This is a genomic window from Allobosea sp. 10L422, assembly GCF_056395345.1.
In genome coordinates, this window is sequence record NZ_JBFTJI010000002.1 from 279935 (window position 1) to 304665 (window position 24731).

The following is a 24731-nucleotide window of genomic DNA, read 5'->3' on the forward strand; positions in this document are numbered from 1 at the left end:
GACGTGAGACGCTTACGAACGGGGACGGAGCCCGATGATGGCTCCATAGTCGATTGCCGAGATCGTGCCAAGCCGTCTACCGCGCCACGAATATGTCTGGGCTGGGCAGGGGCTCCCAGGCTTCGCCGGCGCCGACGAGGCAACTGACGCCGGCGGGCGTGGTGGCGAGCAAGGTCCAGGTGCTGGCGGGGCCGACATAGAGCTCGAACAGGACGCCGCTATCGGTCAGGCCACTCCCGACCATGCGCTCGCCGAAAGTCTCGCGGAGTTTTTCGGCAACATGGGCGCGTTCGGCACAGGGCGTCTCGTGCGGCGCAGCTTTCTGGGCGAGGGCGCTGGGCGAAAACGCCACCCCCGCCAATCCAGCGATCATCAGGACCTTGATCAACGTCATGGCCACCTCCTGTCCGGAAGCGGCCGCCCGGGCGGCACGACGACGGCAAGTCTTGCGACCGCCCAGAACAGATTGGATGTGGGAAGTTCCGTACGGTCGTTCAAGCGCTTGAAGCAGCGAGACGCGCCGCTTTCGGCATGCCGAAACAGTGCTCCCCTTGGCGCGGCTCCTGTCCTATATCAGCGGCAAGCAATCCGGAGGTGCCATGTCTTTCTTCAAAACACTGTTCGGCGGTCGCAAGCCCGCGGAGGAGAAGCCGGCCGGCCCGGTCAAGAGCATCGAGCACAACGGTTTCACCATTCATGCGACGCCCTATCAGGAGGGCGGCCAGTACCAGCTTTGCGGCGTCATCGAGAAGGTGATCGACGGCGAGACGAAGAGCCACCGCTTCATCCGCGCCGACCGCTTCCCGGGACAGGCCGAAGCCGCAGACTTCACCCTGGTGAAGGGCCAGCAGATCGTCGACATGGAAGGCGAGCGCATCTTCCGCTGAGCATCGGCGCGGGTGCCGTCGACGCCGCCCAGAGCGCGCTATTTGCCGGGGAGCCGCCGCAGCGCTCCCAAAAGCTGGTCTGCGGTCCATGAGGTCCGCAGGCTCTGGGCTTCGGCGTCATGGACGAGTTCGCAAAGCCGGGCATTGACGGGGGCGGCGCGTCGGAGGCTTGCCGCGAGCCGGACCACCTCGCCATTGATCCAGTCGATCTCGGTCGGGCGGCCGGCCGCGAGGTCTTCGGCCATCGAGGAGCGCGCGCTCGGATCGATGGCGAGCATGCGCCGCGCCAGCACGCCGAAGACGAAATTCGGCAATTCGAGCAGGGCCGGGATCCACCGCGCGGGCAATGGAGTGAGCCGCGCCGGCGCGATGCCCGCCTTGCCGAGAAGAGACAGCGCCTCGCGCTGCGCCTTGGCCAGGCAGCGTCGATAGCCGCGTTGCGACAGTTCCTGCTTCAACGGGAGGTTTGCGAGCGCATTGACGGCGTTGTTGAGGTTGAGGAGCAGCTTGGCCCACTGGACGGAGCGCATGTCGACCGGCCGCGTGAGCGCCAGCCGGGCCCGGTCGAAGATCGCGAGGCGTTTATCGGCGTCGCCGCCGGCCTGCACATAGAGGTTTCCTTCCGAGGCCTGGTGGAACCTGCCAGGTCCCTTGGAGACGACATTGAACGGCACCATGCCGTCGAGAACGGTGCGATCATCCAGGAGGTCGCGCAACAGGGCGCCGTTGCCTAGGCCGTTCTGGAAGCTGACGATGGCGGCCGCAGGAGGCAGCACCTCCGCCAGATCGCGAGCGGCCACGGCCGTGCCGCCCGATTTGACGGTGACGAGAACGAGATCGGCGCCCGAAGCCATCGCGGCATCCGAGCCGAAGACGATCGAAGCGGGCGGTACATGCCAGGCGCGGCCGTCGTAATGCGAGATGCTCAGGCCCTCGCGCGCCAGCACCTCGCCCATGACGGGGCGCCCGACGAAGCGGACATCGCTGCCCGTGGCGAGGAGGCGCCCGCCGATATAGCAGCCGATCAGCCCGGCGCCGTAGATGCAGATCCTCGTCATGTCGCGCGCTCCAGCCGTTCCGGTGTCCCGTCAAAGCGGAGAGGCGTCAAGCGCGCTCGGCAAGGCGATCCTGCTGCGGTCGCGCGGCGGCCCTGCCCCCGGTGCGCTTGTCCGGGACGTCCCAGTCGCTAAAGCTGCCGGGAGAAGAGCCATCTCCAAACAGGTGGCCGCCGAGGAAACATGTCCCAGCCTGCCGACCGTTATCAGCCCGATTCTCCCTATGCCTGGCTGCGCCTTGCCGTTGCGCTGGTGATCGGCACCGTCGCCTGCGTCGGCTCCTGGTCGGTCGTGGTGGTCCTGCCGGCGATGCAGGGCGAGTTCGAGACGCTGCGCGCGGGCGCCTCGCTGCCCTATACCTTCGCCATGCTCGGCTTCGGCGCCGGCAACATCGTCATGGGCCGGGTCGCGGACCGCTATGGCATCACGGTGCCGATCATCGCCGGGGCTCTGCTGCTGGCCGCCGGCTACACCGCGGCGGGGCTGTCGCATTCGCTCTGGCAGTTCGCGCTGGCGCATGGGCTGCTGATCGGGATGGGCAGCGCGGCAGGCTTCTCGCCGCTGATCTCCGACCTGTCGCACTGGTTCCGCCGCCATCGCGGGCTTGCCGTGGTCTGCGGTGCCTCGGGCAGCTATCTCGCCGGCGTGGTCTGGCCGCAGGTCATCACCTGGGGGCTGGCCCATCATGGCTGGCGCGCCACCCATTTCGGCATCGCCGTCGTGGCGCTGGTGGTGATGCTGCCGCTGGCCCCGTTCTTCCGCCGCCAGCCCACGGCCGCGACGCTGGCCGCCGCTGAGGCGCATAGCGCCGGGGCGCGCGGCGATCTTGGCCTCAGCGCCAACCAGCTCCAGCTCCTGCTCTGCGTCGCCGGCTTCGCCTGCTGCGTGGCGATGGCGATGCCGCAGGTGCATATCGTCGCCTATTGCGGCGACCTCGGCTACGGCGTCGCCCGCGGCGCCGAGATGCTGTCGCTGATGATGCTGCTCGGCATCATCAGCCGCGTCGGCTCGGGCTTCGTCGCCGACAGGATCGGCGGGGTGGCGACGCTGGCGCTGGGATCTTTGATGCAGGGCGTCGCGCTCTTCCTCTATCTCTGGTTCGACGGGCTGACCTCGCTCTATGTCGTCAGCGGCATCTTCGGGCTGTTCCAGGGCGGCATCGTGCCGATGTACGCGGTCGTCATTCGCGAATACCTGCCGGCCAAGCAGGCCGGCGTGCGGATCGGCCTCGTGATGTCGGCGACGGTGCTCGGCATGGCGGTCGGCGGCTATCTGTCGGGCGTGATCTTCGACTATTTCAGCTCCTACCGGATGGCCTTCCTCAACGGCCTTGCCTGGAACCTCGTCAATCTAAGCGTGGTCTGCTGGCTGATGCTGCGGTCGCGGCGCCCTGCGCCGCCGGCTCAACTGGTCGGCGAGGCGGGGCGGTAGGTGCCCAAGCACCAGACGTGGCCTTCCGGGTCCTTGCAGATGAAGGGTATTGCGACGGGGCGCGCTCAAGCTGGTGGCGCATCCGCTGCCGGCAAAATGCCAAAGTGCGAAAGTGGGAACGGCTCGCGGGGGCCAGAATGCGTCACGTCGCGTTGAGAAAGGCGACGATATCGTCGAGAACCGGCGCCTGCCATTGCAACAACCGAGCGATGGATGTCGCCGTTCCCGCGTGGCCGAGCCCCGGATAGATCTTGAGCGACACCGATTTGGCGCCGGCTCTTCTGAGCGCCCGTGCGAGGCGCTCGCTGTTGCGCGGCAGGACCGTCGTATCTTCAGAGCCCGTCGCCAGAAGGATCGGCGGGGCGTCGCGCCGGGCAAAGTTCACCGGCTGTGTCTGGGCCAGGTCGTGGGCGTTGCCGAACGCCTGCTTCGTGACGTCGATGTCGAGCGGGAGAAAGTCATAGGGGCCCGAGAGGCCGACGGTGGAACGGATCGCGCTCGCATGAAGCCCGGCGGCGGCAAGGTAGCGCTTGTCCAAGGTCAGCATCATCGCGTTATACGCGCCGGCGGAATGCCCAATCAGATGTATCGCCTGGGACGCACCGCCGAAGCTGGCGATATTGTCGCGCACAAAGCGCAGCGCCAGCGCGCCGTCCTCGATGAAGGCCGGAAAGCGGACCTCCGGTACCAGGCGATAATCAGCAATCACGGTGACGAAATCGCGCGAGGAGAGGGCGTCTCCGACGAAGGCATAGGTCTCCTTGTCTCCGCTGGCCCACGAACCGCCGTAAACGAAGAAGGCGACCGGCCTCGGAGCCGCTCCGGCACCGCGCGGCACATAAATGTCCATGCGCTGCCGAGGATGCGAGCCATAGGCGACGTCGCGCTTGCCCTCGGCCAAGCCGCCAGGCCGGAGGGCTGCGCAGCCCGGGAGAGGCGCTACAGCGAGTATCGGAATGATAGCGCGGCGGGAAATCTCGGTCGTCATGTCGCCATCGGCCGGAGGAGCATGCGAAATCATACGCCTCGCGTGCCGCGATGGATCTGTTCGCCGGATGGCGCAGAGGCCGGATGCGATACTGAACCGCTTCGGCATTCCCGGCGTATCCTCCATACAACCCGGGAGGTCATCATGCGCTTCGTTGCCGGTTACATCGCCTTCCTCGTCGCGTTCGGAATCAGCGATGCCATCTGGCTGGGCACGATGACCGCTGTGCTCTATAGGCCCGCACTCGGCGACCTGATCGTCGAGCAGGTGCGATACTGGCCGGCTGCTCTGTTCTATTTCGGCTTCCCGCTCGGCGTGATCTATTTCGCGCTGATGCCCGCGCTGCGGGATGGGAGCGCAAGCACTGCCTTGCTGAATGGCGCGCTCATCGGTTTGCTCGCCTATGCGACCTACGACCTGACGAACTACGCCACCTTGCGGCCCTGGACTCTGACGATCACGCTCGCGGACATCGTCTATGGCACGGTCGTCGTCGGTCTGTGTACATGGATCGCCTATGGCGTCGTCCGCCGTGCGGCCGACTGGGGCTGGGTTTAGCCGTCCCCTACCGGCCAGTCCCCTCAGGTGGCGCGCAGCCTGTAGTGATGGACACCCCAGACATTGCCGCTCGCGTGGCCGAACAGGCCGCTCGTTGCCAGAAAGAACAGGCGCCAGCGCCGGCGCCACAGCGGCGCTTCCGCACCATAGACCTGTCGCAGGATGGGATCGATCATCGGCAGGTTGCGATCGAAATTCGCCAGCCAGTCTTCGGCGGTCGCCCGGTAGTGTTCGCCGCTCCAGCGCCACTCGTCCTCGACGTCGAAGAGATCTGGGAACTGGTGCGCGAGCGCGGCACTCGGCATCAGGCCGCCGGTGAAGAAATGCTGGGCGATCCAGTCGCCCGCGTCGGCGGCATCGAAGCGGTAGCAACCCTGCCCGTGAGCGAAGACATGGATGAACAGCCGGCCGTCCGGCTTCAGCCAGCCGCGAATCCGCCCGAGAAGCGCGCGCCAGTTCGCCATGTGCTCGAACATCTCGACCGAGACGACGCGATCGAAACGCTGCTGCGACGCGAAGTCGTTCATGTCCGCGGTGACGACGCGCAGATTTCCAAGATGGCGGCGCCGCGCCTGCTCCTCGATATAGGCGCGTTGCGAGGCCGAGTTGGAGACCGAGACGATCCGCGCCTTCGAATAGCGCTCCGCCATCCACAGGGACAGAGAGCCCCAGCCACAGCCAAGCTCGAGGATGTCCTGCCCATCGGCGAGATCGGCATGCTCCGCCGTGAGTTGCAGCGCCGTCTCTTCCGCTGCCGCAAGCGTGTCGCCAGGGTCGGCGTAGTAGCAGCAGGAGTATTTGCGCCGAGAGCCCAGGACCAGATCGAAGAAGGCGGCAGGCAGCTCGTAATGCTGGGCGTTGGCGGCGTCGGTATGGACGGCAATCGGGAACGCCGCCATCGCGCCGGCGAAGGCCGCGGCGTCGGCCGATTGCGCGGCGAGCGACCGATCGGTGCGCCCGACCAACGACGCGATCACCATGCGGCTGACGGCATCGGGTACGGGCAGCCCTTCGCCCCAGGTCGAGAGCCTTTGCATGATCGTCATCACGTCGCTCCTTTCGGCGGCAGCGGGATCAGGGCGCTGGTGCGATGCTGGTATGCGCGATAGGCGTCGCCGTGCTTGGCGAGCATGTGCTCTTCCAGTGGCGGGATGCCGGAGATGCGGGTGAGCAGCACAGTGATGCAGGCCGGTGCCAGCAAGGCGAGCCAGCCCCAGGGATAGCCGGCTCCGGGAGCGATCACCGCATAGGAACACCAGAGAAGGCATTCGAAGAAATAATTGGGATGCCGCGACCAGCCCCACAGGCCACGCTCGCAGACCCCGCCCTTTCCCGAACGAGCGAAAGCGCGCAACTGCGCGTCCGCGAGGGCGCCGCCCGCCAGGCCGGCGACGAACACGGCCAACCCTGCGAGATCGCGCGAGCCCAGCGAAGGCGCGGGATTATGGGCCGCCAGGACGATCCCCAGCGCCAGCGGGATGCTGACCAGCGCCTGCATCTGGAGCAGCCGGACCATCCGAGGCGCCGCCTCGGTGCCCCAATCGCGCTTGAGCTTGGCATAGCGCGGGTCTTCGGCGATGCCGCTCGTGCGGTGTGCGATATGCATGCCGAGGCGCAGCGCCCAAGCGAGAGCGAGGCCGGCCACCAGCAATCTCCGCGACATCGGGCCTGTTCCGAAAGGCAGCAGCGCGGCAACGATGCCCGTGGTGCCCAGCCCAAAAGTCCAGACCACGTCGATCCAGCCGGAATTGCCGGTCCGGCGCTCGATCGACGCGGCCAGCGACATGAAGGCGGACATCGCCAGGGCCGTGAACACCGCAGCTCCGGCGAAGGAGGCGATCGTCACAGCCGCACCAGCGGCTGCAGCAAGCGCCCGAGCCAGCCCTGGAACAGCACGTTGCCGGTCATGGCGACGATGCAGGTGCAGCCTTCGACGGGATCGACGCGCGGGGTGTGGTCATGCTCGGAATCCGCTTCGTCGAAATCGCCGGACGCATAGCGTCCGTATTCGTGCTCATAGGCACCGGAGAGGATCGTGGTCCATTCGAGGCCGCTATGTTTGTGATGGGGCAAAGCGATGCCCGGCCCGGCGCGCAGCATGAAGACACGGGCCTCGGCGCCGGGAACCTCGACGCGCCGCATGGCGATGCGGATGCCGATCGGGCGCCAGGGACCGAGGCCGTAAGGGCGCAGCACCTGCGGCATCCCGGTCTCGGGCGTCGGGGTGGCCGCAACCGATACCGGAATTTCCCCTGCCGCGGTGCCCGCATCGCGTGGGCCGGACGCCATCGCGACGGGCTCCGCGGCATCCAGCAGCGCGCCCTGCACGGCCTGAAGTTCCCGCAGCCGTTGCCGGCTCTTCCGATCCGCCTCGATATGACAGGCGACGACCAGTGCGAAGCCTTCGTCGAGCTGCCCTGCGGCGAATGCGGCGAGCGTCTCGTCGGATGGGCGATGCATGATGCTCATCGCAGATCCTCCAGCCGGCCGCGCAGATGCGACAGTGCCAGACGTAGCCGCGATTTCACTGTGCCGAGCGGGATGGCGAGGCGGCGGGCAACATCCTGATGGCTGAAGCCTTCAAGGAAGGCGAGTTCGACCACGCGGTACTGATCGGTCGAGAGCTGCGTCATCGCTGCCCGTACGCGCGCGTCACGTTCGGCGCCGGAGAGCGTCGCATCGGGCTGTTCGGGGGAGTCTTCATCCAGAATCTCGTACACTTGCGACAGTCGCGAACGGGTTTCCCGGCGGGCGATATCGATGCGCAGATTGCGCGCGATCGTCGCGATCCAGGTCGAGGCGCTCGCCTTCTCGGGGTCGAACAGCGCTGCCTTGCGCCAGACGGCGAGCAGCGTTTCCTGCGCGACCTCCTCGGCGAGCTCGGCCGAGGTTCCACCGCGCATCAGCAATCCCTTCACCCGCGGCGCGAAATGATCGAACAGCGCTGCAAAGGCCGCCCGGTCGCCCGAGCGCGCAATAGCGGCAATCAATATGTTGGGGTCGAACAAGACGACGAACCGACCTCCTTGCGCGATAGCTCCCGCCTTGCGCATGCCATCGAGAGTCAGGGCGAGTGCGGGAACCATATGCGAAATACGTGGGCGTCGTCGCATCGGATCACCGGCCCGACTTCGGCGGTGACATCATCCACCGTCACTCGACGGCCTTCCAGTTCACGTCACGGCAGATCAGGCGCCCCAGGATGCAGCCGCGCGTGGTGAGCGCGCCGGCCGTCGCCGTGATCGTCATCGAATAATTCCAGTCGCGCTTGGGGTCATAGGCGTTTCCCGAGAACGTTCCGTCGGGCTGACGCGCAAGCGTCATGATGAGCTTGTCGCCAGCCGCCTCGCCCTTGCTGGTGTCGCCGATCCAGAGGTTGGTGGCGCAAATCTTGTCGCCGCATGGCGCGATGCGCACGCGCGCATTGCCGTCGTCGCGTAGCCACGTTCCATCGAGATCGGCGGCGGCCGCGCCAGCAGCCGAAGACGAAACCAGCGCGAGAGCGAGCAGCAGACGCCTCATGGCGGTGTCCTTTCAGCGAACGACTTCGTCTACGCTCCACGGTCGCGGTCGGTTTCATAGGGGCGCGAAATTGTGTGAAGGCGTGTGGCGAAGAGCCATCCGATCAGCACGGTCAGGGATGCGGCGCTCAGAAAATTCAGGCGCTGCAGAGCTTCGTATTCGCTCGGTTGGTAGCGGTGCAGCGGCGCCCCCAGCAGCGCCGTCGGCAGCAGATAGGTGACGAAGGCGAGCGCCGCGAAGCCCAATGCGAAGGCGCGCTCCGAGCGATGAAACAGCATGAGCGCGAGCATCAGGCAGGGAAACAGGAAGACTTCGACGCCGGAGCCTGGGCCGAAGGCAACGCGACAGAGCAATGTGTTGCCGATGCCGGCGAGGAGAAGCAGCGCCCGCCCGGCCAAAGGGCTGCGCCGCATGGCGACCGGTACGCTACGAAAAACGGCGTCGACAGGAAGGTGACATAGGACGGCGTGGCGACGGGCGAGACCGCCCAGTGGAGATAGAACGGATAGAAGGGTTGGTTGGAGACGACCACGATCGCGACTGTATTGGCGATCGCAGCCCGCGGATCTGGATCGGCTGAATAGGCGCCGATCGCCGCGACCAAGCGCTTCACTCGGCTCATCGGCATTATCGAACCCTCGCGGAATGTTCCGACCTTTCTTCGCTTACGAGCGAGACCCAAGGGTGGGTCACCTCGCCCGCGCGTTTTTGGTCGCGCCACAGCAAATCCAGTCCGGCGCGGGCCGCGTATACCGGTCATGAAAAGCGGGGACGCGACCATGGAGCGAGCAGGGGGAAAGGCGATGAAGATCGCCGTGGTCGGCGCCGGCATCTCCGGCCTGGCGGCAGCATGGCTGCTGGGGCAAGCGCATGAGGTGGTGCTGTTCGAGGCGTCGCGCCGCCTCGGCGGTCACGCCAACACGGTTCGCGTTGCCGGCGCTGGCAGCGAGACTGCGGTCGACACCGGCTTCATCGTCTTCAATGAGGCGACCTATCCGAACTTTATCGCGCTGATGGACCATCTTCGCGTCGCCACCCGGTCGACCGAGATGTCCTTCGCCGTGTCGCTCGACGGAGGCCGGCTCGAATATAGCGGTACCAGCGTCGCCGGGCTGTTCGCCCAACGCAGCAATCTGGTGCGGCCGCGCTTCTGGGCGATGCTGCAGGACATCACCCGCTTCTACCGGAACGCGTCCAGGGACGCGCTCGCGGGTGGCGCGGCCGAGATTTCGCTCGGTGATTACCTCGCGGCCGGCGGCTACGGCGCCGCTTTCCGGGACGACCATCTCCTGCCGATGGCGGCTGCGATCTGGTCGGCCCCGTGTTCGGAAATCCTGTCCTATCCTGCTGCCGCCTTCCTGCGCTTCCATCACAATCACGGATTGCTGCAGCTCGCGGACAGGCCCGCCTGGCGCACGGTGACAGGCGGCAGCGCCGTCTATGTCGACAGGCTGCGAAAGGCCTTCTCGGGCGAAATCAGAACGTCCTCGCCGGTGAGGCAGGTCAAGCGTGGTCCGAGCGAGGTCGTGCTTGTGGGCGAGGGCTGGAGCGAGTGCTTCGACGCGGTCGTCTTCGCCACCCATGCCAACCAGGCGCTCGCGATGCTCACGGACGCCGATATGGCCGAGGTGCAGGCGCTCGGCGCCTTCCGCTACAGCCGCAACCGCGCCGTGCTGCATGGCGACGCCGCATTGATGCCGACGCGTCGCCGCGCCTGGGCAAGCTGGAACCATATCGGCGACCGTGCCAGGCCGGACGCCGCCTGTGCGGTCACCTACTGGATGAACCGGCTGCAAGGCTTGGCGGACGCGCCGCCTCTCTTCGTCACGCTCAACCCGCCCGATTCGCTGCGCGGCGATGCCGTTCTGCATGAGGAAATCTACGAACACCCCTTGTTCGATGCGGCGGCGCTCGATGCGCAGCAGCGGCTCTGGGCGCTGCAGGGAGCGCGTCGAAGCTGGTTCTGTGGCGCCTATTTCGGATCGGGCTTCCATGAGGATGGCTTGCAGGCGGGGCTCGCCGTTGCCGAGGCGCTCGGCGGCGTCCGTCGGCCCTGGCGGGTTCGCGATGAATCCGGCCGCATTCCCGTTCTGCCCCGGCTGGAGCAGGCCGCATGACCTGGCAATCGGCCCTCTATGTCGGCCGGGTGCGGCATCATCGGTTCCGGCCCCGGCCGCACGCGCTGGCCTATCGCGTCTTCTGGATGCTCATCGATCTCGACGAGATCGATGAGCTGGCCGCCAGGCTTTCGCTGTTCTCGCGCAACCGCTTCAATCTCTACGCTTTTCGTGACGCGGATTACGGAGATCGCAGCGGGCGACCCCTGCGCCCGCAGATCGAAGCCGCCCTTAGTGATGCCGGGATCGCGCATGACGGCGGCCCGATACGCCTCCTGACCATGCCGCGCATCCTCGGCTACGCGTTCAATCCGCTCAGCACATATTTCTGCTATCGCCGCGACGGCAGCCTCTGCGCCACCGTCTATGAGGTGCACAACACCTTCGGCGAGACCCACAGCTACGTCGCGCCCGCCGATGCTGCCGGGCGAACGCTCCGCCAGGAAGCCTGCAAGCTCTTCCACGTCTCGCCCTTCATGGGCCTGGATATGCGCTACACCTTTTCAGTCGCGCCACCCGGCGAGCGCGTCTCCGTCGCGATCGACGGTCATGATGCCGAGGGGCGCCTCATCGCCACGACGCTCGGCGGCAAAAGACGGGCACTGAGCGACGCGGCGCTGCTGCTGCTCCTGGCGACCCACCCGCTCCTCACGCTGAAGGTCACCGCCGCCATCCACTGGCATGCGCTGAGGTTGCTGGCGAAGCGCATTCCCTGGCGGCCTCATCCGGCCGCGCCTGAGCGCCCCTTCAGCGTGGGCTGCGCCGTGACCCGGCATGCGAAAGGACCGATGCAGCCATGAGCCGGCCCGATACCGAACAGCATCTCCGGACGGGCGAGCAGCCGCTCGCGTTGCCGGGTGGCGTCGGCCTGTCGCGCTGGTTCCTGCGTCGGCTGCTGTCCCACATCAAGATCGGCCGTCTGACGGTCTTCACACCGGACGGTGCGCGCCATTGCAGCGCTCAGGCTGTGGCCGGACCCCAGGCGACGATGATCCTGACAAGCTGGCGAGCGATGCGCCGCCTGCTGCTCGACGGCGATATCGGCCTGGCTGACGCCTATCGCGACGGCGACCTGTACACGCCGGATCTCACGGCGCTGATCGAACTCGGCGCGCGCAACGACGCGACGCTGCGCAAGCTCGTCTCCGGCGCCTGGCCTGCGCGCCTGCTCAACCGCGTGCGGCATCGGCTCAACGCCAATACGCGCAGCGGCAGCCGCCGCAACATCGCGGCGCATTACGATCTCGGCAATGAGTTCTATGGCCATTGGCTCGACGCCAGCATGATGTACTCCTCGGCGCTCTATGCGGATCCGACGGAAACGCTCGAGGCAGCGCAACAGCGGCGGCTCGACAGGCTCGTCGCCATGCTCGGCCTCTCCGGGGGGGAGCGTGTCCTTGAAATCGGCTGCGGCTGGGGCGCGCTCGCGGAGCGGCTCGCCCGCGAAGGCTGCCGCGTGACCGCAATCACGCTGTCTCCCGCCCAGCTCGAAGCGGCGCAACGGCGCATCGCGGAAGCTGGCCTTGCCGAGCGCGCCAGCGTCCTGCTTCAGGACTACCGAGACGTCTCGGGCGAGTTCGACCGCATCGTCTCGATCGAGATGATCGAGGCCGTGGGCCGGGCCTATTGGCCGTCCTACTTCGCCACGCTCAGCCGCTCGCTTCGGCCCGGGGGCCGCGTGGTCCTGCAAGCCATCACGATCGATGACGCGATGTTCGAGGATTATCAGCAGGGCACCGATTTCATCCAGCGCTACATCTTCCCCGGCGGCTGCCTGCCATCGGTCCCGGCGCTAAAGCGAAGCGCGATGGCGGCCGGCCTCGGCGTGGTCGAGCAACTCGACTTCGGTGACAGCTACGCCCTGACCCTGAAGGATTGGCGGCGGCGATTCCTCGAACGCTGGAACGAGATCGCGCCGCTCGGCTTCGACGAGCCGTTTCGCCGCCTGTGGGAGTTCTATCTCTGCTATTGCGAAGCCGGTTTCCGGGCGCGGACGATCGACGTCAACCTCATCAGCCTGCGGGGCCGCTGACGGCCGCAGCGTTCCGCACTCACTCTGCGGCCCCTCGCGGTCAGAGGCGACGCATCATCAGCCCTTTGGCGACAACGAGTCCGGCCGGAGCAGCCGATGCCGGCCCCACGGTGATCGCGAAGGGCGTGTCGGTGGCCAAGGGCAGGTTGTCCAGCCCCGGCGGCGCGGCGACGGCGTGGCCGATGAGCTCTATCGGGCGCCGCCTGCCGGCCCGTGCTCTGGGCGTTGCGCGAGGCACAGTGGGCAGCGGCGCGCTTGCCTGTCGCCGGCCGCCTCGCCATCATCGCCGGCGAATACCCCGCCGAGACTCGCAGGACTCCCATGACCAAAGCCGACCACCGCCACGAACACGAGCCGCGCGGCACGCTGACGGTGCGGACAATCGCCATGCCCGGCGATACCAACGCCAATGGCGACATCTTCGGCGGCTGGGTGATGTCGCGGATGGACCAGGCCGGCGGCATCGCTGGCGTGGATCAGGCGCAAGGGCGCGTGGTCACCGTTGCTGTCGATGCGATGACCTTCATCCACCCTGTGAAGGTCGGCGACGTGCTGAGCGTCTATACGGAGATCGAGTCGATCGGCCGGACGTCGATGAAGATCCATGTCGAGGCCTGGGCGAAGCGCTTCCGGACCACGCTGCATGAGAAGGTGACCGACGCGACTTTCACCTTCGTCGCGATCGACGAGGAGGGCCGTCCGCGCCCGGTGCCGAAGCCGGCCAAGGACTGACCGCGCCTCAATTCCTAACGGGGGATGAAGTCGCCCTCCGGCAATGTGATTCAAAAGAATCCATTTTTAAACCGTTCTTTAAGCGCGCCCGGACGATGCTTTGCTCCGACAGACCGGGGAAGACCCGGCCGGGGGAATTCATGTCCGTTCGATGCCGCATGCGGGTCCAGCCGCCTGGCCGCCGCCAGGGGAGGGAGGGGATTCCCGTGGCCGCGGCGCCGTCGAACAGCCGCCTCCCGGCTGCGGCCCGGCCGGCACCTCGTTTCCCTTAAGTTCGTCGTTCAGCGTTGCGTGATATCCGGAGTACGACTTCATGACGAAAGCCAAGCCCGCGCGTGAGGGCAAGCCGTTGCGGATCGGCATCGCAGCACGCATCTATGCCGCGCTCGGTATGATGACGGCTCTGACCCTCGTCTCCTCCTCGGTCGCATGGTTCTCCTATAATCGCGTCGACCAGACGGTGGACGATCTCGTCGGCAAGAAGATGCCGGTCGTGGAACTCGCGCTCGAGCTGTCGCAGGCGGCGACGCAGTCGACCGCGCTGGCGGCGCGCTTCAGCGAGATCGAGTCGGTCCAGCAGCGCTCCGCCCTGACGGGCGAGCTCGACAAGGTCGAAGTCCGGCAGATGGACCTGCTGCGCCGTATTGCCGATCAGGGTCAGGTCGACAAGGCGAAGACACAGGGAGCGATCGACGCGCTGTGGCGCCAGATAAACGACATCAACGACCTGACCGGCGACCGGCTGCGCAACGCCTCGGAGCAGGGCGAAGCGCTGGGCAAGCTCTCGAAGGCCCGTGAAGGCTTCACCGCGCTCGCCGATTTCGAGACCGGCGATGCCCAGTTCAACGTCAAGATGAACATCGCCAGCGCCACCCAGCTCACCGGCAAGGAAGTCGAGGAAGCGCTGTCCAACATCATCGACAAGGATCTGGCGGCGCTGCAGACGGCACAGGCGCTGCAGCTCCAGGTCAGCGAGCTGGTCGGGCTGCTGCGCGAGATTTCCCAGATCGAGAGCCCCGAGAAGCTGGAGAACGCGAAGGCGCGCTTCAAGGCGATCCTGGGCCAGGTTCGCGGCTTCCTCGCCGCGGCGGACAAGATCCAGGCCAATCCGGCGCGCGCCCAGGCCGTCAACGCCGTGATCGACCTCGGCGAAGGGCAGAGCGGACTAATTGCGATCCGCGAGCGCGACCTGAACACCAGCACGGCGATCCAGGCCGGCCTCAAGCAGACCCATGTCGCCGCCGAAGCGGTTCGCTCCCAGGTCGGCGAGCTGGTCAGCACGGCGCGCAGCGAAGCCGTGGCCTCGGGCGAGGCCAGCGGGGCGCTGATCGACCAGAGCAAGCTCTGGCTCGGCGGTATCGGGCTCGGCTCGCTGCTGATCGCGCTGGCGCTGTCGCTGTTCTATGTCCGGCCGATGATCGTGGGGCGCCTCAACCGCCTCTGGGCCGCCACGAAGGCGATCGCCGACGGCGCGCTCGAGACCGCCGTCGACACCAAGGGCAACGATGAGATCTCCGACATCGCGAAGAGCGTGCTACTCTTCCGCGACAATGCGGTGGCATTGCGCGCCGCCGAAGCCGCCAAGATCGAGGATCAGGTCCGGGCGCAGGAGCAGCGCCGGCAGATGATGCAGGAGTTGGGCGAGGCCTTCGGCGTGGTGGTGGCCGCCGCCGCCGCCGGCGACTTCAGCCAGCGTGTCGCGGCCCAGTTCGCCGATGCCGAGCTCAATGCGCTCGCCGGCTCGGTCAACACGCTGCTTGAGACGGTGCAGGCCGGCTTGTCCGAGACCTGCGACGTCCTGGCGGAACTCTCGGCCGGTCATCTCTCGGCCCGTATCGAGGGGCTCTATCAGGGTGCCTTTGCCGAGCTCAAGGACGGCACTAATGCGCTGGCCGACGAGTTCGAGAGCACGCTGGCGCGGCTGGCCGAGACGGTTTCGGCCGTGCGCAGCGCCACCAGCGAGATCCTCGACGGCGTCACCGACCTCGCCGAGCGCACCAGCGAGGAGAGCAACGCCGTCTCGATGGCCACCAACCAGCTCGGCGCCTTCGCGGGCACCGTCAAGAAGACCGCGAGCGAGGCGGCCCAGGCCACGGGCATGGCCGAGGGCGCTGAGCAGCGCGCCCAGCAGGGCGAGAAGGTCGTCGCCTCCGCGCTCGAAGCGATGCAGCGCATCCGCCAGTCCTCGAGCAAGATCTCCGAGGTCATCGCGATGATCGACGAGATCGCCTTCCAGACCAACCTGCTCGCGCTCAACGCGGCGGTCGAGGCGGCGCGCGCCGGCGATGCCGGCAAGGGCTTCGCGGTGGTCGCGACCGAGGTGCGCAGCCTCGCCAAGCGCTCGGCTGATGCCTCGAACGACGTCAAGAAGCTGGTCGAGGCCGCGCATGGGGACGTCAAGGTCGGCGTCGGCCTCGTCGAGGAGACATCCGCCATGTTCGGTGCGATCGTCTCGTCGGTGAACGAGTTGACCGGGCTGATGAACGGCATCTCGCAGACTGCGCGCAACCAGGCCAACGACGTCTCGGCCATCAACACCGAGATCGACGGCATCGGCACGATGGCGCATCAGAACGCGGCCCTCGTCGAAGAGACCAACGCGGCACTGGCGCTGACGGACGAGCAGACGCGCGCGCTGACCGAGCACATCGCCCGCTTCACCTTCCGCGAAGGCCATGCCGCCGGGCATCACGACAAGCCGGCCATGGCGACCGCGGCCTGAACAACGGCACGCCGAGAAGACGAAGGCCCTGCGCAGCTGCGCAGGGCCTTTTCCTTTTCGATGTGGCCGCTATCGCCTTGCTTGCCGGCCTCGCACGGTGCTAGGCGAGTGACGGGCCGGTAGCTCAATGGTTAGAGCTCGCTGCTCATAACAGCGCCGGTGCCGGTTCGAGTCCGGCCCGGCCCACCATTTCCGATCAGAATTGCGAACCGGACCGTGCCCAGCGGCGTGGCTTCTGCAACTCAGGGCGGTCTGGCGATAGCAACATGCGGAGGCTGACGATGCGGTGTAGCGCCCGTCGGTTGCATCGATGAGCGCCACAATCAGACATTCGGTCCCTGCCAGGAAGCGGCCATTCTGCGCCGGCGGGTACCGCGACCGACATTGGCCCACACGGTCAGATCCGTTTTCCATGAGGTGGAACCGTCCGTTCTTAGCGATGTCAGGCTGCGTTCGCCGAAAGCTGTGCGTTCCATAGAGCGCGGGATCGAGGCCGATCGAGGCGACCCAGCCGTCGAGCGTGCGACCGTATTGCCGGGTCGTTACGTGATCGCCGGGTCGGCCGCGGCTCGGAAACAGCCAATCGCCAGTTGCTGCTGGTCGCCTCCTGAGCCGAGCTGTCAGCGCCTCTCGGGTCGGAGCCGTCAACTCGAATGGCACCGGCCGGCCGGTCTTCTGCTGGATGATCGACGTCCTCAGCCTCGCGGTTGCGCCGAGCACCACATAGCCACGTGAAGCCGGACAAGACCGCAGCCGCGCAGCTTCCTGTCGATCGCGAGATTGAACATTGCCAAATCTCGCATACGGCGTTCGTGCTGCAGCCGTGTCCTGATAGCCCGGATGTGACGCGGCTTTAGTGGCGGCTTCGGGCCGATAATGCGCCCCGTATTCCAGGCTGGATTCTGATGAGTCTCCTGAGCTTTGAAGAGCATGACGCATCCTCCATCGGGATGCCACATCCGGGACCAACCGTACCGCATCCGCCGCTCGTGCGTTGCGCCACAACCGGACATTGGGCGCGCAGCTGAACCCCGACAGTCAGACCAGGTGCCGGAGCCAGTTCGCCAGGCTGCCATCGCCCGCTTCGAGCGATGGCGACAGGCGCAGATGCACGACGTCGCGCGGCGCGATGCCGAACTGAGCCTTGAAGGCGCGCGAGAAGGCATCGTCGCTCGAAAAGCCGAACTGGCGCGCGATTTTCCCGATGCCGCCCCTTCCGCGCGTCGAAGCATTAAGCGCCAGACGGGCTCGCGCCAGCCGGCGCTGGCGGATATAGTTAGAGACCCCGCCGATTGGGGCGAAGAGGCGGTAAAGCGCCGAGCGCGACAGGCCGAATGCACTGCAGAGCATTCTGGCATCCAGAGCGGGATCGCCGATCCGGCGATCGATGAAGCGGCAGATCATCGCCACGCTTGCCGTCAGCGTTGCAGGGGCATCTCTGTCGCGCCTCAGTACAGGCGATAGGCAGGCCGAAAGCAGTTGCGCGCTTGCCTTGGCGATGTCCGGGGCTGCTGTCGGTTCCAGTGTGGGCGCCCCTTTCAGCAGGCTGCGCAGATGGTCCCCCGCCAGCGAACCGAGAGCGCTTGTCCCGGACAGAACGGTGCCATGCACGCGGTCCAGACTGCCGGCGTCGAGTGCTAGCAGGCCGCGCGGCAGGACGAGGCTGACCGCCCGCATGTCGGTGGCATGAGACCGGACCGGACGGGACAGGTCGAAAACCAGGACGTCGCCCGGGCCGGCATGAATTTCCTCCCCATCCAGGTCGAGCGTCGTATGACCGGCCTCGTACCGCTGGATCAGCAGGTGATCGACGCCGACCGCGCCGATCAGGCTTTCCGAGCGTTCATAATGCTGGGCGCTCGTCGCCACCTGCCCGACCAGCGCGGTGCTCAGATGGTGCCGATCGAGCTCGGCGTGGAAACCGGCATCCCAATCGCCCGCGAGCGGCCGGACATCGAAGATCGGCGCAATGGTCTCACGCCAGCTCCCGAAAAGCTGGCGCGCGTGATCGCCTTCCTTGCCCATCGCCCGGCCTGCCCCCCATCGCCGCACCGCCCATTACCAGGCATCCGCGACGTTTTTCTAGACGAAAGAGAGCTGCGATAATGTAAAGAGGCCGACGAGAGAGAGCGCTGATACGCCGCCCCGGATGATTGGGACGCAGCGTCGCCTCTCCACCGTCTCCCCGGTTTTCGTTCCATGTTACGCGCCGAACGACCGGTCCACGCCTGCTGGACCACGTTGACGAGCCTTGCCTATGCCGATCATCGCCGCGCACCGCGCCGTCCTTCGCTCCGCCTTCCTCTGCGCGACCGCGGCGTCGCTTCTCGCCGCTCTCATGCCGATGGCGGCTTCGGCATCGGATCTGCCTGCGCTGCCGGACGCTTTTTTCGGCCGCCCCGTCCGCAATCTCCCGCGTGCCGCAATGACCCCTGCGCCCGCGTATTTCGCGACGCCAGAATACAACGCCAATTACGGCCTGGCGCAGATCAACGCCGCCGACGCCTATGCGCTTGGACTCAGCGGAAAAGGCGTGCTGGTGGCGGTGGTCGACAGCGGCATCGATCTCACGCATCCCGAATTCGACGGCAGACTCTCGCCGCTATCCCGCAATTTCGGGTTCGATCGGCCCGACCCGGCCGATATCCTCGATCGGGATAGGTTCTCACACGGAACCCACGTGGCCGGCACGATCGCCGCCGCGAGAGACGGCAACGGCATGCAGGGCGTCGCCTATAACGCGGAGATCCTGGCCTTGCGCGCGATCGTTCCGGGCGGCGGGGATATCGCTGCCGCCATCCGCTATGCGAGCGAGCACGGCGCCAAGGTCCTGAACGGCAGCTACGGCCCTTCTTATCCCTCGCCGACCCTGCCGGACGGCAGCCCCAACCCCGACTACGTCGTCTTCCCGATCCAGCCCTACCATATCGACGGCACCTCTGCCGAAGTCTCAGCCATTCGACAGGCCGGCGCATCGGACATGGTCATGGTCTTCGCCGCGGGCAACGAGCGCGAGGACCAGCCGGTGATCGCGCGCAATCCGACGGGTGCGGCCTTCTACCCCGCGATCCGGCCGGAGAATGCCGGCAAGAATCTCTATGTCTTCCTCGACGGCAATGGCGACCAGATCAGTTCGAGCAGCCTCAATTATTCGGATCTCCAGCCCTATACGATCGCCGTCGTCGCGGTGGACCGCGATCGCAAGATAGCGTCGTTCAGCAACTATTGCGGCATCGCCGCCGCCTGGTGCCTTGCGGCGCCCGGCGTCAACATCGTCTCGACCGTAACCCCGGCCAATGGCAGCTCGCCGACCGAGCCGTACAATCTATCCAGCGGAACCTCGATGGCTGCTCCGCATGTGGCAGGGGCAGCAGCCCTCGTCCGCGAAGCGTTTCCATTCATGACCGCGCCGCAGGTGGTCCAGTCCATCCTCACCACGGCGACCGATCTAGGCTCGCCCGAGATCTATGGCTGGGGCCTGCTCAATGTCGGCAAGGCGGTGCGCGGCCCCGGCCAGTTCGTGCAGACCTTCGACGTCGACACCAAGGGCTATTCGGCGACTTTCGGCAACGACATCACCGGCGCGGGCGGGCTGGTCAAGCGGGGCGAAGGCCGGCTCGAACTGAGCGGCCGCAACACCTACGCCGGCGGCACCGCTGTCATCTCCGGAACGCTGGCGCTGAATGGCTCCGTTACCTCCGCAGTCACCGTCGGCCAGCAAGGCACCTTGCGCGGCACCGGCTCGATCGAGGCTGGCCTGTTCAGCGCCGGCACGGTCATGCCGGGCAACTCCCCCGGCACGCTGTTCGTCAAGGGCCCGGTGAGCTTCGGCGTCACCAACCGCTTCGTGCTCGACATCGACGGGACCGGCACGGGCAACGGGGCAGGCAACTATTCGCGTCTCGTCGCACAGACCGTTTCGGGACATGTCACCGTGGATGGGCGGATCGCCCCCGTGCTGCGCGGCATCGCCGGCGATGCGAGCAACGGCTTTACGCCCGTGTCCGGAACCGCTTTCCGGGTGCTGGTGGCCGAGGGAGGCCTGAGCGGCAGCTTCACCGGGCTGGACCAGCCGGCCAATGGCTTGCCTGCCAATGCCCGCTTCGACGCCCTCTACGGCGCCACCGGGCTGTCGCTGGTCGTGACACCCGGCTCCTATGCCGCGCTCGCAGGCCTGAACGGCAATGGCTTCTCCGTCGCAAGGGCGCTCGATTCCGTGCGGCCAGCCGCCGGGACGCGCCCCGATGCCGCGCGGCAGGAGGTATTCGACGCGCTCTACTCGGCCGCATCGGGCACGCTGCCTGGTGCGCTGAGCTCGCTGTCAGGGCAGAGCTACGCCGATGCCCGCATGGCGATGATGAACGCCCAGCGCACGGTCAGCGCGGCTCTCGATCAGCGCCTGACGGCCGGCTGGTCCTCCCGATATGACCAGCTCACCGGGCTGGGAGCGGCGGGCTATGCCAGCCTTGGCAGCGCTTCGGTCGAGCCCGGGCGAGTGCAGCCGGCGAGGGACGGCGTGATCTGGGGGCAGGCCCTCTACGGTTTCGGGCGGACGGGAGGAGACGTCAACGGGACGGGCTCGCGCTTCGGCCTCGCCGGCGCCATGATCGGTGCGGAAACCGCCGCCTTCCCGGCCGGAACGATCGGCGCCGCCCTGGGATACACGCGTTCGAGCGCAGACCCGAAGGCCGATGCGGCCGGCCGCGTCGCGCTCGACAGCTACAGCCTGGCGACCTATGGCCGCGCCGATTTCGGTGCCCTGACCCTGCGCGGCTCGATCGGCGCCAACTATGGCAAGACAGACGTTCGCAGGACGATCCAGCTCGGCAATGCCCAGCGGGCCGCACATGGCGAGGGCGATAGCTACGGCTTCTTCGGCAATGCCGTCGCCGGATATCGCCTCGCCTCCGTAGCGGGCCTCGATCTGTCGCCTGAAACCGGGATCAGCCTGCTTCATTCCCGACAGGATGGCCTGACCGAGACGCAGGCCGGGGCTTTCGCGCTGAGCCTGCGTGGTCAAGGCCAGACTTCCGTGCGTTCCCTGGCGGGCGCCCGGCTGTCGACGCCCCTGGCCGGCGACGCGAAGCTGCGCCTCGACCTCAAGGCCTACTGGTCTCATGAGTTCGCTGACAACGTCGCGGTCCTGCAAGCGAGCCTGCTGGGTGCGAGTGTCGTGACGCGAAGCCCGGAGGCAGCCCGCGACGGAGCGGTGATCGGCGCAAGCCTGTCGGGCTTCGTCACCCCGCGGATCGAGGTGGCCGGCTCCTATGACGGCGACCTGCGGCTGGGAGCCACGACCCATCGCTTCTCCTTCCAGGCGATGACCCGCTGGTAGGCCGACCGGAGATGCCTATGCTGCCCCCCTTCGGACGACGCCTGCTGGGCGCCGGCCTGCCCGCCTTCCTCCTCGCCTGCATTCTCGGGGCGATGCTGTGGCACCAGCATCGCAGCGTCGAACAGGTCGCCTCCCGCAACCGCGAGGAACAAATGCGGCTTGTCGGCACCTTGCTCGGCTCGAGCTTCGATCAAGCAGCCAGGTTCTCGCTCTCGCTCGCCGAATCCTTCGCGCGCAATGCCGAGATTCGCGACGCGCTCGCGGCCGAAGATCGCGCTCGGTTGCGGGCCCTGTCGGAGGACACCTACCAGTATCTCAGCCGGCAGGCGAACGTGCAGATCTTCGGCTATCACGACAAGGAGCTGCGTTACCTGCTGCGCATGCATCGCCCTGATCAGCATGGCGATGACATATCCGCCTTCCGGGCCATGATCGTCGCAGCAAACCGGTTGCGGCGCGCCCAGACCGGAATCGAGATCGGCATCGCCGGTATCGGCATCCGCGGTGTCGCACTGGTCCAGCGCGGTTCGGAGTTCTTCGGGACGATGGAGGTCGGGCTGGACCTTCGGCCATTGATCGAGCTCGTCAAGACGGCGACCAACAGCGAGATTGGGGTTGTCGCTGCTGCCTCTCTCACCGGCGTCGCACTCGACCCGAAGCTGCCTTCGGTCGGCGGTTTCAGCGTCATGGCATCGACCGACGATCAGCTTTTCCTGAACCTGCTGCGTTCCCGGGGAGCGCAGCCGCAACGGGATATCGAGTTCGGCCGCAGGCAGATAGGCGAGCGCAGCTACGCCTTCATGAGCCAGCCACTGGTCGACTTCTCCGGCAAGCTGGTCGGAACCGTCCTGATGCTCAAGGAAGAAACCCGGTCCGACTGGCGCCGCCTGAGCACCGAACTATGGGTCATCGCCCTCTGCGGCGGGATACTCGCCTTTGTCGGCTTTCTCGTATTGTCGCGCCCGCGGCGGGCCGTTTCATGATCGGCCGCCTGCTTCTCCTCCCCCTGATGCTCCTCGGCCTCGCTCAAGGCGCATGGGGCGAGGAAAGGACGGGCAACGGCAGGGCCACGCTGCCGGAGGCCTTCGGCTTGCCGGTACGCGTCCATATCGCGCTGCGCGTGCTCAACGTCCTGGAGATCAAGGAAGTCTCAGGGCAGGGGCGATTGCATCTCGAGTTGACCCAGCGCTGGCAGGACCCGCGCCTGGCCTTCGATGCGGTCGCGCGCGGCCTTGCCCGGGAAGATCGGGTCGGCGAAGAGGCCGACGACTATCTGAAGACCATATGGTCGCCCGGCCTCGCGCTCGACAACCAGATCGGAGACAAGGACGCACGCATCGTCGCTCTTTCAGTGCATGCCGATGGCGAGGTGGTGTTGATCGAGCGCTTCGAAAGCGATTTCCGCTTTCGGATGAACATGGACGCCTTTCCCTTCGACCGACAGAACCTGACGATCGGCCTCTCGCTGCCGCGCTATGCACAGCAGGAGGCGATCATTCTGACGACGGAGGCCGACCGTCCCTTCTCCGGCGTCGAGGATACGCTCTCGGTCGTCGACTGGCGGCCGGTCGGCCTGCGCTTCACCAACGATCTCGCGATCGGCTGGAACGCGCGCTCCTACTCGCGCCTCAACGCGACCGTGACGATCGCGCGCTATGCGGAGCGCTACCACCTGCGGGTCTTCATTCCCATTATCGCGGTGCTCGCGGTCTCGCTGTTCGTGCTGTGGTCTCCGGGTTTGAAGGAGCAAGACAAAGGAGGCCTGATCTTCTCCTCCCTGCTGGCCCTTGCCGCGATCAGCTTCACCTTCGAATCCTCGTTTCCGGGCTCGATCTCCCTCAATACCCCCGTCGCCGAGATGATATCGCTCGGATACCTCTATCTCGTCGCAGTGCTGATGTTCGAGATTGCCCTGTCGGTGGCGATCGCTCACCCCAGCTTTCGCTGGCGCGACCAGGCCGCCGATTTGCGTTGGCATTTGCGCTGGGCGGTACCGGCGATGATGTTGATCATCTGCATCGGGGCAGCGGTCCGCGTCCTGCCTGGATAGTTCCTCTCTCCCACCACCGGGCATTCGAGGCTAGTTCGAAGAGCGCACGATCCGGAAGGTTATCCGAAGTCATATGATGGTTTCGGAAATCGCTCGCATCCCGAAACTGGTCGCAACGGCGCCATAACCGGACATTTGAGCATCGCCTCGCCGCGCCACAGCAAAGTGGCGCAGCGTAGATGATCCCGGGAAACGGTTCCCTATTGGACGCCGATCACCGGAATTGGCGGAGACGCATCGTACCCCCGATTTCTTCCCTGGGCCTACCTTGCCGCCCCGAGCCTCAAAGCCGCGGCCGGAGGACGACGCTGACAAACCCGCGGGCCAGCGGCCATAAACGCGCCCTTAACCTTGATCGGTCATCCGTCGGACTAGTGAGTGGCTTCGCGCGGGCTGTACCTGCTGCGGCGCGAGGGTGGCAAACCATGCGGCTGATCGTCGGCACAATCATCGTCTTCGTCTGCGTCTTCGGCAGCTACGCGGCGATGGGTGGCCACCTCGAGGTCCTTTGGCAGCCGTTCGAGTTTGTTATCATCCTCGGTGCAGCGATCGGTGCCTTCGTCATCGGCAACCCCGCGCCGGTGCTCAAGGCCGTGCCCGCCATGCTCGGCACGCTCATGAAGGGCTCCAAGTACAAGCAGGAATGCTATGTCGAACTGCTGGGGATGCAGTATTCATTGTACAAATTCGTGAAGCAGAAGGGCATGCTCGCGGTCGAGGAGCATATTGAAAATCCAAGCGAGTCGACGCTGTTCAACGCCTTCCCGACTTTTGCAGCGAACCATCATGCAGTCGAGTTCGTCTGCGACTACATGCGTATGTTGACGATGGGCGCCAACAACGTCCACGAGATCGACGCTCTCATGGACGAAGAACTGGAGACGCACCACCAGGAGCAGGAGCGTCTCGTTGCGGCCATGCAGTCGCTTGCCGATGGGACACCGGCGCTCGGCATCGTCGCCGCCGTGCTCGGCGTGATCAAGACGATGGGGGCGATCACAGAGCCGCCGGAGGTGCTGGGACATCTGATCGGCGGCGCGCTCGTAGGCACCTTCTTCGGCGTCTTCGTCGCCTACGGCTTCTTCGGGCCCATGGCGCAGTCGCTCAAGGGCACCTTCGAGGCGGAATCCAAATACTTCCTTTCACTCAAGGCGGGTCTCCTCGCCCATATCGGCGGCCAGCCACCGGTGGTGGCGGTAGAATTTGCCCGCAAGGCTCTGATGAGCGACGTCCGCCCGACCTTCAGCGAAGTGGAAGCGGCAACCGCCAATCTGCCCGCCTAGATCTGACCCAATCTCCAGC

22 protein-coding genes and 1 tRNA gene are annotated in these 24731 nt (G+C 66.4%); 13 read left to right on the forward strand and 10 right to left on the reverse strand.

What is annotated here, in order from left to right; all coding sequences use genetic code 11:
- Positions 1-76 precede the first annotated feature (76 nt).
- The gene (locus AC1DEZ_RS05715; RefSeq protein ID WP_441512131.1) at positions 77-394 is read right to left on the reverse strand and encodes a hypothetical protein; all 318 of its coding nucleotides are present in this window, start codon (positions 392-394) and stop codon (positions 77-79) included.
- 205 nt (positions 395-599) lie between these two features.
- Here AC1DEZ_RS05715 and AC1DEZ_RS05720 point away from each other — a divergent pair, with 205 nt between their 5' ends.
- Positions 600-887, forward strand: a complete 288-nt coding sequence (locus AC1DEZ_RS05720) for an HlyU family transcriptional regulator (protein WP_441512132.1) — start codon at positions 600-602, stop codon at positions 885-887.
- Between the two features lie 38 nt (positions 888-925).
- Here the strand turns inward: AC1DEZ_RS05720 and AC1DEZ_RS05725 are convergent, their stop codons facing one another.
- Positions 926-1945: a 2-dehydropantoate 2-reductase gene (locus tag AC1DEZ_RS05725; protein WP_476778978.1), complete on the reverse strand. Its 1020-nt coding sequence runs from the start codon at positions 1943-1945 to the stop codon at positions 926-928.
- Positions 1946-2125: 180 nt separating this feature from the next.
- On the opposite strand from AC1DEZ_RS05725, the gene AC1DEZ_RS05730 reads away from it, so the two are divergent.
- Entirely contained in the window at positions 2126-3373 is a 1248-nt protein-coding gene (locus tag AC1DEZ_RS05730; RefSeq protein ID WP_476778979.1) for an MFS transporter, read from the forward strand.
- 142 nt (positions 3374-3515) lie between these two features.
- Here AC1DEZ_RS05730 and AC1DEZ_RS05735 read toward each other — a convergent pair whose 3' ends face one another.
- A complete protein-coding gene (locus tag AC1DEZ_RS05735) occupies positions 3516-4361 on the reverse strand; it encodes an alpha/beta hydrolase (protein ID WP_476778980.1) in 846 nt (281 codons plus the stop codon).
- Positions 4362-4505: 144 nt separating this feature from the next.
- On the opposite strand from AC1DEZ_RS05735, the gene AC1DEZ_RS05740 reads away from it, so the two are divergent.
- Positions 4506-4919 (forward strand): DUF2177 family protein, encoded by a 414-nt coding sequence (locus tag AC1DEZ_RS05740; protein ID WP_441512136.1) that lies wholly within the window; start codon positions 4506-4508, stop codon positions 4917-4919.
- 23 nt (positions 4920-4942) lie between these two features.
- Here the strand turns inward: AC1DEZ_RS05740 and AC1DEZ_RS05745 are convergent, their stop codons facing one another.
- The 6 genes from AC1DEZ_RS05745 to AC1DEZ_RS05770 are packed head-to-tail and all read right to left on the reverse strand — an operon-like array spanning position 4943 to position 8854.
- Positions 4943-5965, reverse strand: a complete 1023-nt coding sequence (locus AC1DEZ_RS05745; RefSeq protein WP_476778981.1) for an SAM-dependent methyltransferase — start codon at positions 5963-5965, stop codon at positions 4943-4945.
- Positions 5965-6765: a DUF1295 domain-containing protein gene (locus AC1DEZ_RS05750; RefSeq protein ID WP_476778982.1), complete on the reverse strand. Its 801-nt coding sequence runs from the start codon at positions 6763-6765 to the stop codon at positions 5965-5967. The genes AC1DEZ_RS05745 and AC1DEZ_RS05750 overlap by 1 nt, the downstream gene beginning before the upstream one ends.
- Positions 6762-7388, reverse strand: a complete 627-nt coding sequence (locus AC1DEZ_RS05755; protein ID WP_476778983.1) for a ChrR family anti-sigma-E factor — start codon at positions 7386-7388, stop codon at positions 6762-6764. Before AC1DEZ_RS05755 ends, AC1DEZ_RS05750 begins: the two co-directional genes overlap by 4 nt.
- On the reverse strand, positions 7385-8032 hold the full coding sequence (locus AC1DEZ_RS05760; protein ID WP_476778984.1) for a sigma-70 family RNA polymerase sigma factor: 648 nt from the start codon (positions 8030-8032) through the stop codon (positions 7385-7387). The genes AC1DEZ_RS05755 and AC1DEZ_RS05760 overlap by 4 nt, the downstream gene beginning before the upstream one ends.
- Positions 8033-8072: 40 nt before the next feature.
- Positions 8073-8441: a DUF2147 domain-containing protein gene (locus AC1DEZ_RS05765; protein WP_441512141.1), complete on the reverse strand. Its 369-nt coding sequence runs from the start codon at positions 8439-8441 to the stop codon at positions 8073-8075.
- A gap of 29 nt (positions 8442-8470) precedes the next feature.
- Complete coding sequence (locus tag AC1DEZ_RS05770; RefSeq protein ID WP_476778985.1) at positions 8471-8854, reverse strand: hypothetical protein; 384 nt, start codon at positions 8852-8854, stop codon at positions 8471-8473.
- Positions 8855-9244: 390 nt separating this feature from the next.
- Between AC1DEZ_RS05770 and AC1DEZ_RS05775 the strand changes: the two genes are divergently transcribed.
- From AC1DEZ_RS05775 to AC1DEZ_RS05800, 6 genes are all read left to right on the forward strand, one after another.
- Complete coding sequence (locus tag AC1DEZ_RS05775; RefSeq protein WP_476778986.1) at positions 9245-10558, forward strand: NAD(P)/FAD-dependent oxidoreductase; 1314 nt, start codon at positions 9245-9247, stop codon at positions 10556-10558.
- Positions 10555-11358: a DUF1365 domain-containing protein gene (locus tag AC1DEZ_RS05780; protein ID WP_476778987.1), complete on the forward strand. Its 804-nt coding sequence runs from the start codon at positions 10555-10557 to the stop codon at positions 11356-11358. Before AC1DEZ_RS05775 ends, AC1DEZ_RS05780 begins: the two co-directional genes overlap by 4 nt.
- Complete coding sequence (locus AC1DEZ_RS05785) at positions 11355-12590, forward strand: class I SAM-dependent methyltransferase (protein WP_476778988.1); 1236 nt, start codon at positions 11355-11357, stop codon at positions 12588-12590. Before AC1DEZ_RS05780 ends, AC1DEZ_RS05785 begins: the two co-directional genes overlap by 4 nt.
- Positions 12591-12911: 321 nt before the next feature.
- Entirely contained in the window at positions 12912-13322 is a 411-nt protein-coding gene (locus AC1DEZ_RS05790) for an acyl-CoA thioesterase (protein ID WP_441512146.1), read from the forward strand.
- Positions 13323-13635: 313 nt separating this feature from the next.
- On the forward strand, positions 13636-16044 hold the full coding sequence (locus tag AC1DEZ_RS05795) for a methyl-accepting chemotaxis protein (RefSeq protein ID WP_476778989.1): 2409 nt from the start codon (positions 13636-13638) through the stop codon (positions 16042-16044).
- Positions 16045-16157: 113 nt separating this feature from the next.
- Positions 16158-16233: transfer RNA gene (locus tag AC1DEZ_RS05800), tRNA-Ile, on the forward strand.
- Between the two features lie 849 nt (positions 16234-17082).
- On the opposite strand, the gene AC1DEZ_RS05805 is transcribed toward AC1DEZ_RS05800, so the two are convergent.
- Positions 17083-18069, reverse strand: a complete 987-nt coding sequence (locus AC1DEZ_RS05805; RefSeq protein ID WP_476778990.1) for an AraC-like ligand-binding domain-containing protein — start codon at positions 18067-18069, stop codon at positions 17083-17085.
- Between the two features lie 232 nt (positions 18070-18301).
- On the opposite strand from AC1DEZ_RS05805, the gene AC1DEZ_RS05810 reads away from it, so the two are divergent.
- The 4 genes from AC1DEZ_RS05810 to motA all read left to right on the forward strand — a co-directional run bounded on the left by AC1DEZ_RS05810 (position 18302) and on the right by motA (position 24712).
- Entirely contained in the window at positions 18302-21379 is a 3078-nt protein-coding gene (locus AC1DEZ_RS05810; RefSeq protein ID WP_476778991.1) for a S8 family serine peptidase, read from the forward strand.
- A gap of 17 nt (positions 21380-21396) precedes the next feature.
- Positions 21397-22362, forward strand: a complete 966-nt coding sequence (locus AC1DEZ_RS05815; RefSeq protein ID WP_476778992.1) for a cache domain-containing protein — start codon at positions 21397-21399, stop codon at positions 22360-22362.
- The gene (locus tag AC1DEZ_RS05820) at positions 22359-23429 is read left to right on the forward strand and encodes a neurotransmitter-gated ion-channel ligand-binding protein (protein WP_476778993.1); all 1071 of its coding nucleotides are present in this window, start codon (positions 22359-22361) and stop codon (positions 23427-23429) included. The genes AC1DEZ_RS05815 and AC1DEZ_RS05820 overlap by 4 nt, the downstream gene beginning before the upstream one ends.
- 425 nt (positions 23430-23854) lie before the next feature.
- Positions 23855-24712: a flagellar motor stator protein MotA gene (gene motA / locus AC1DEZ_RS05825; RefSeq protein WP_441512152.1), complete on the forward strand. Its 858-nt coding sequence runs from the start codon at positions 23855-23857 to the stop codon at positions 24710-24712.
- The last annotated feature ends 19 nt before the right edge of the window (positions 24713-24731 follow it).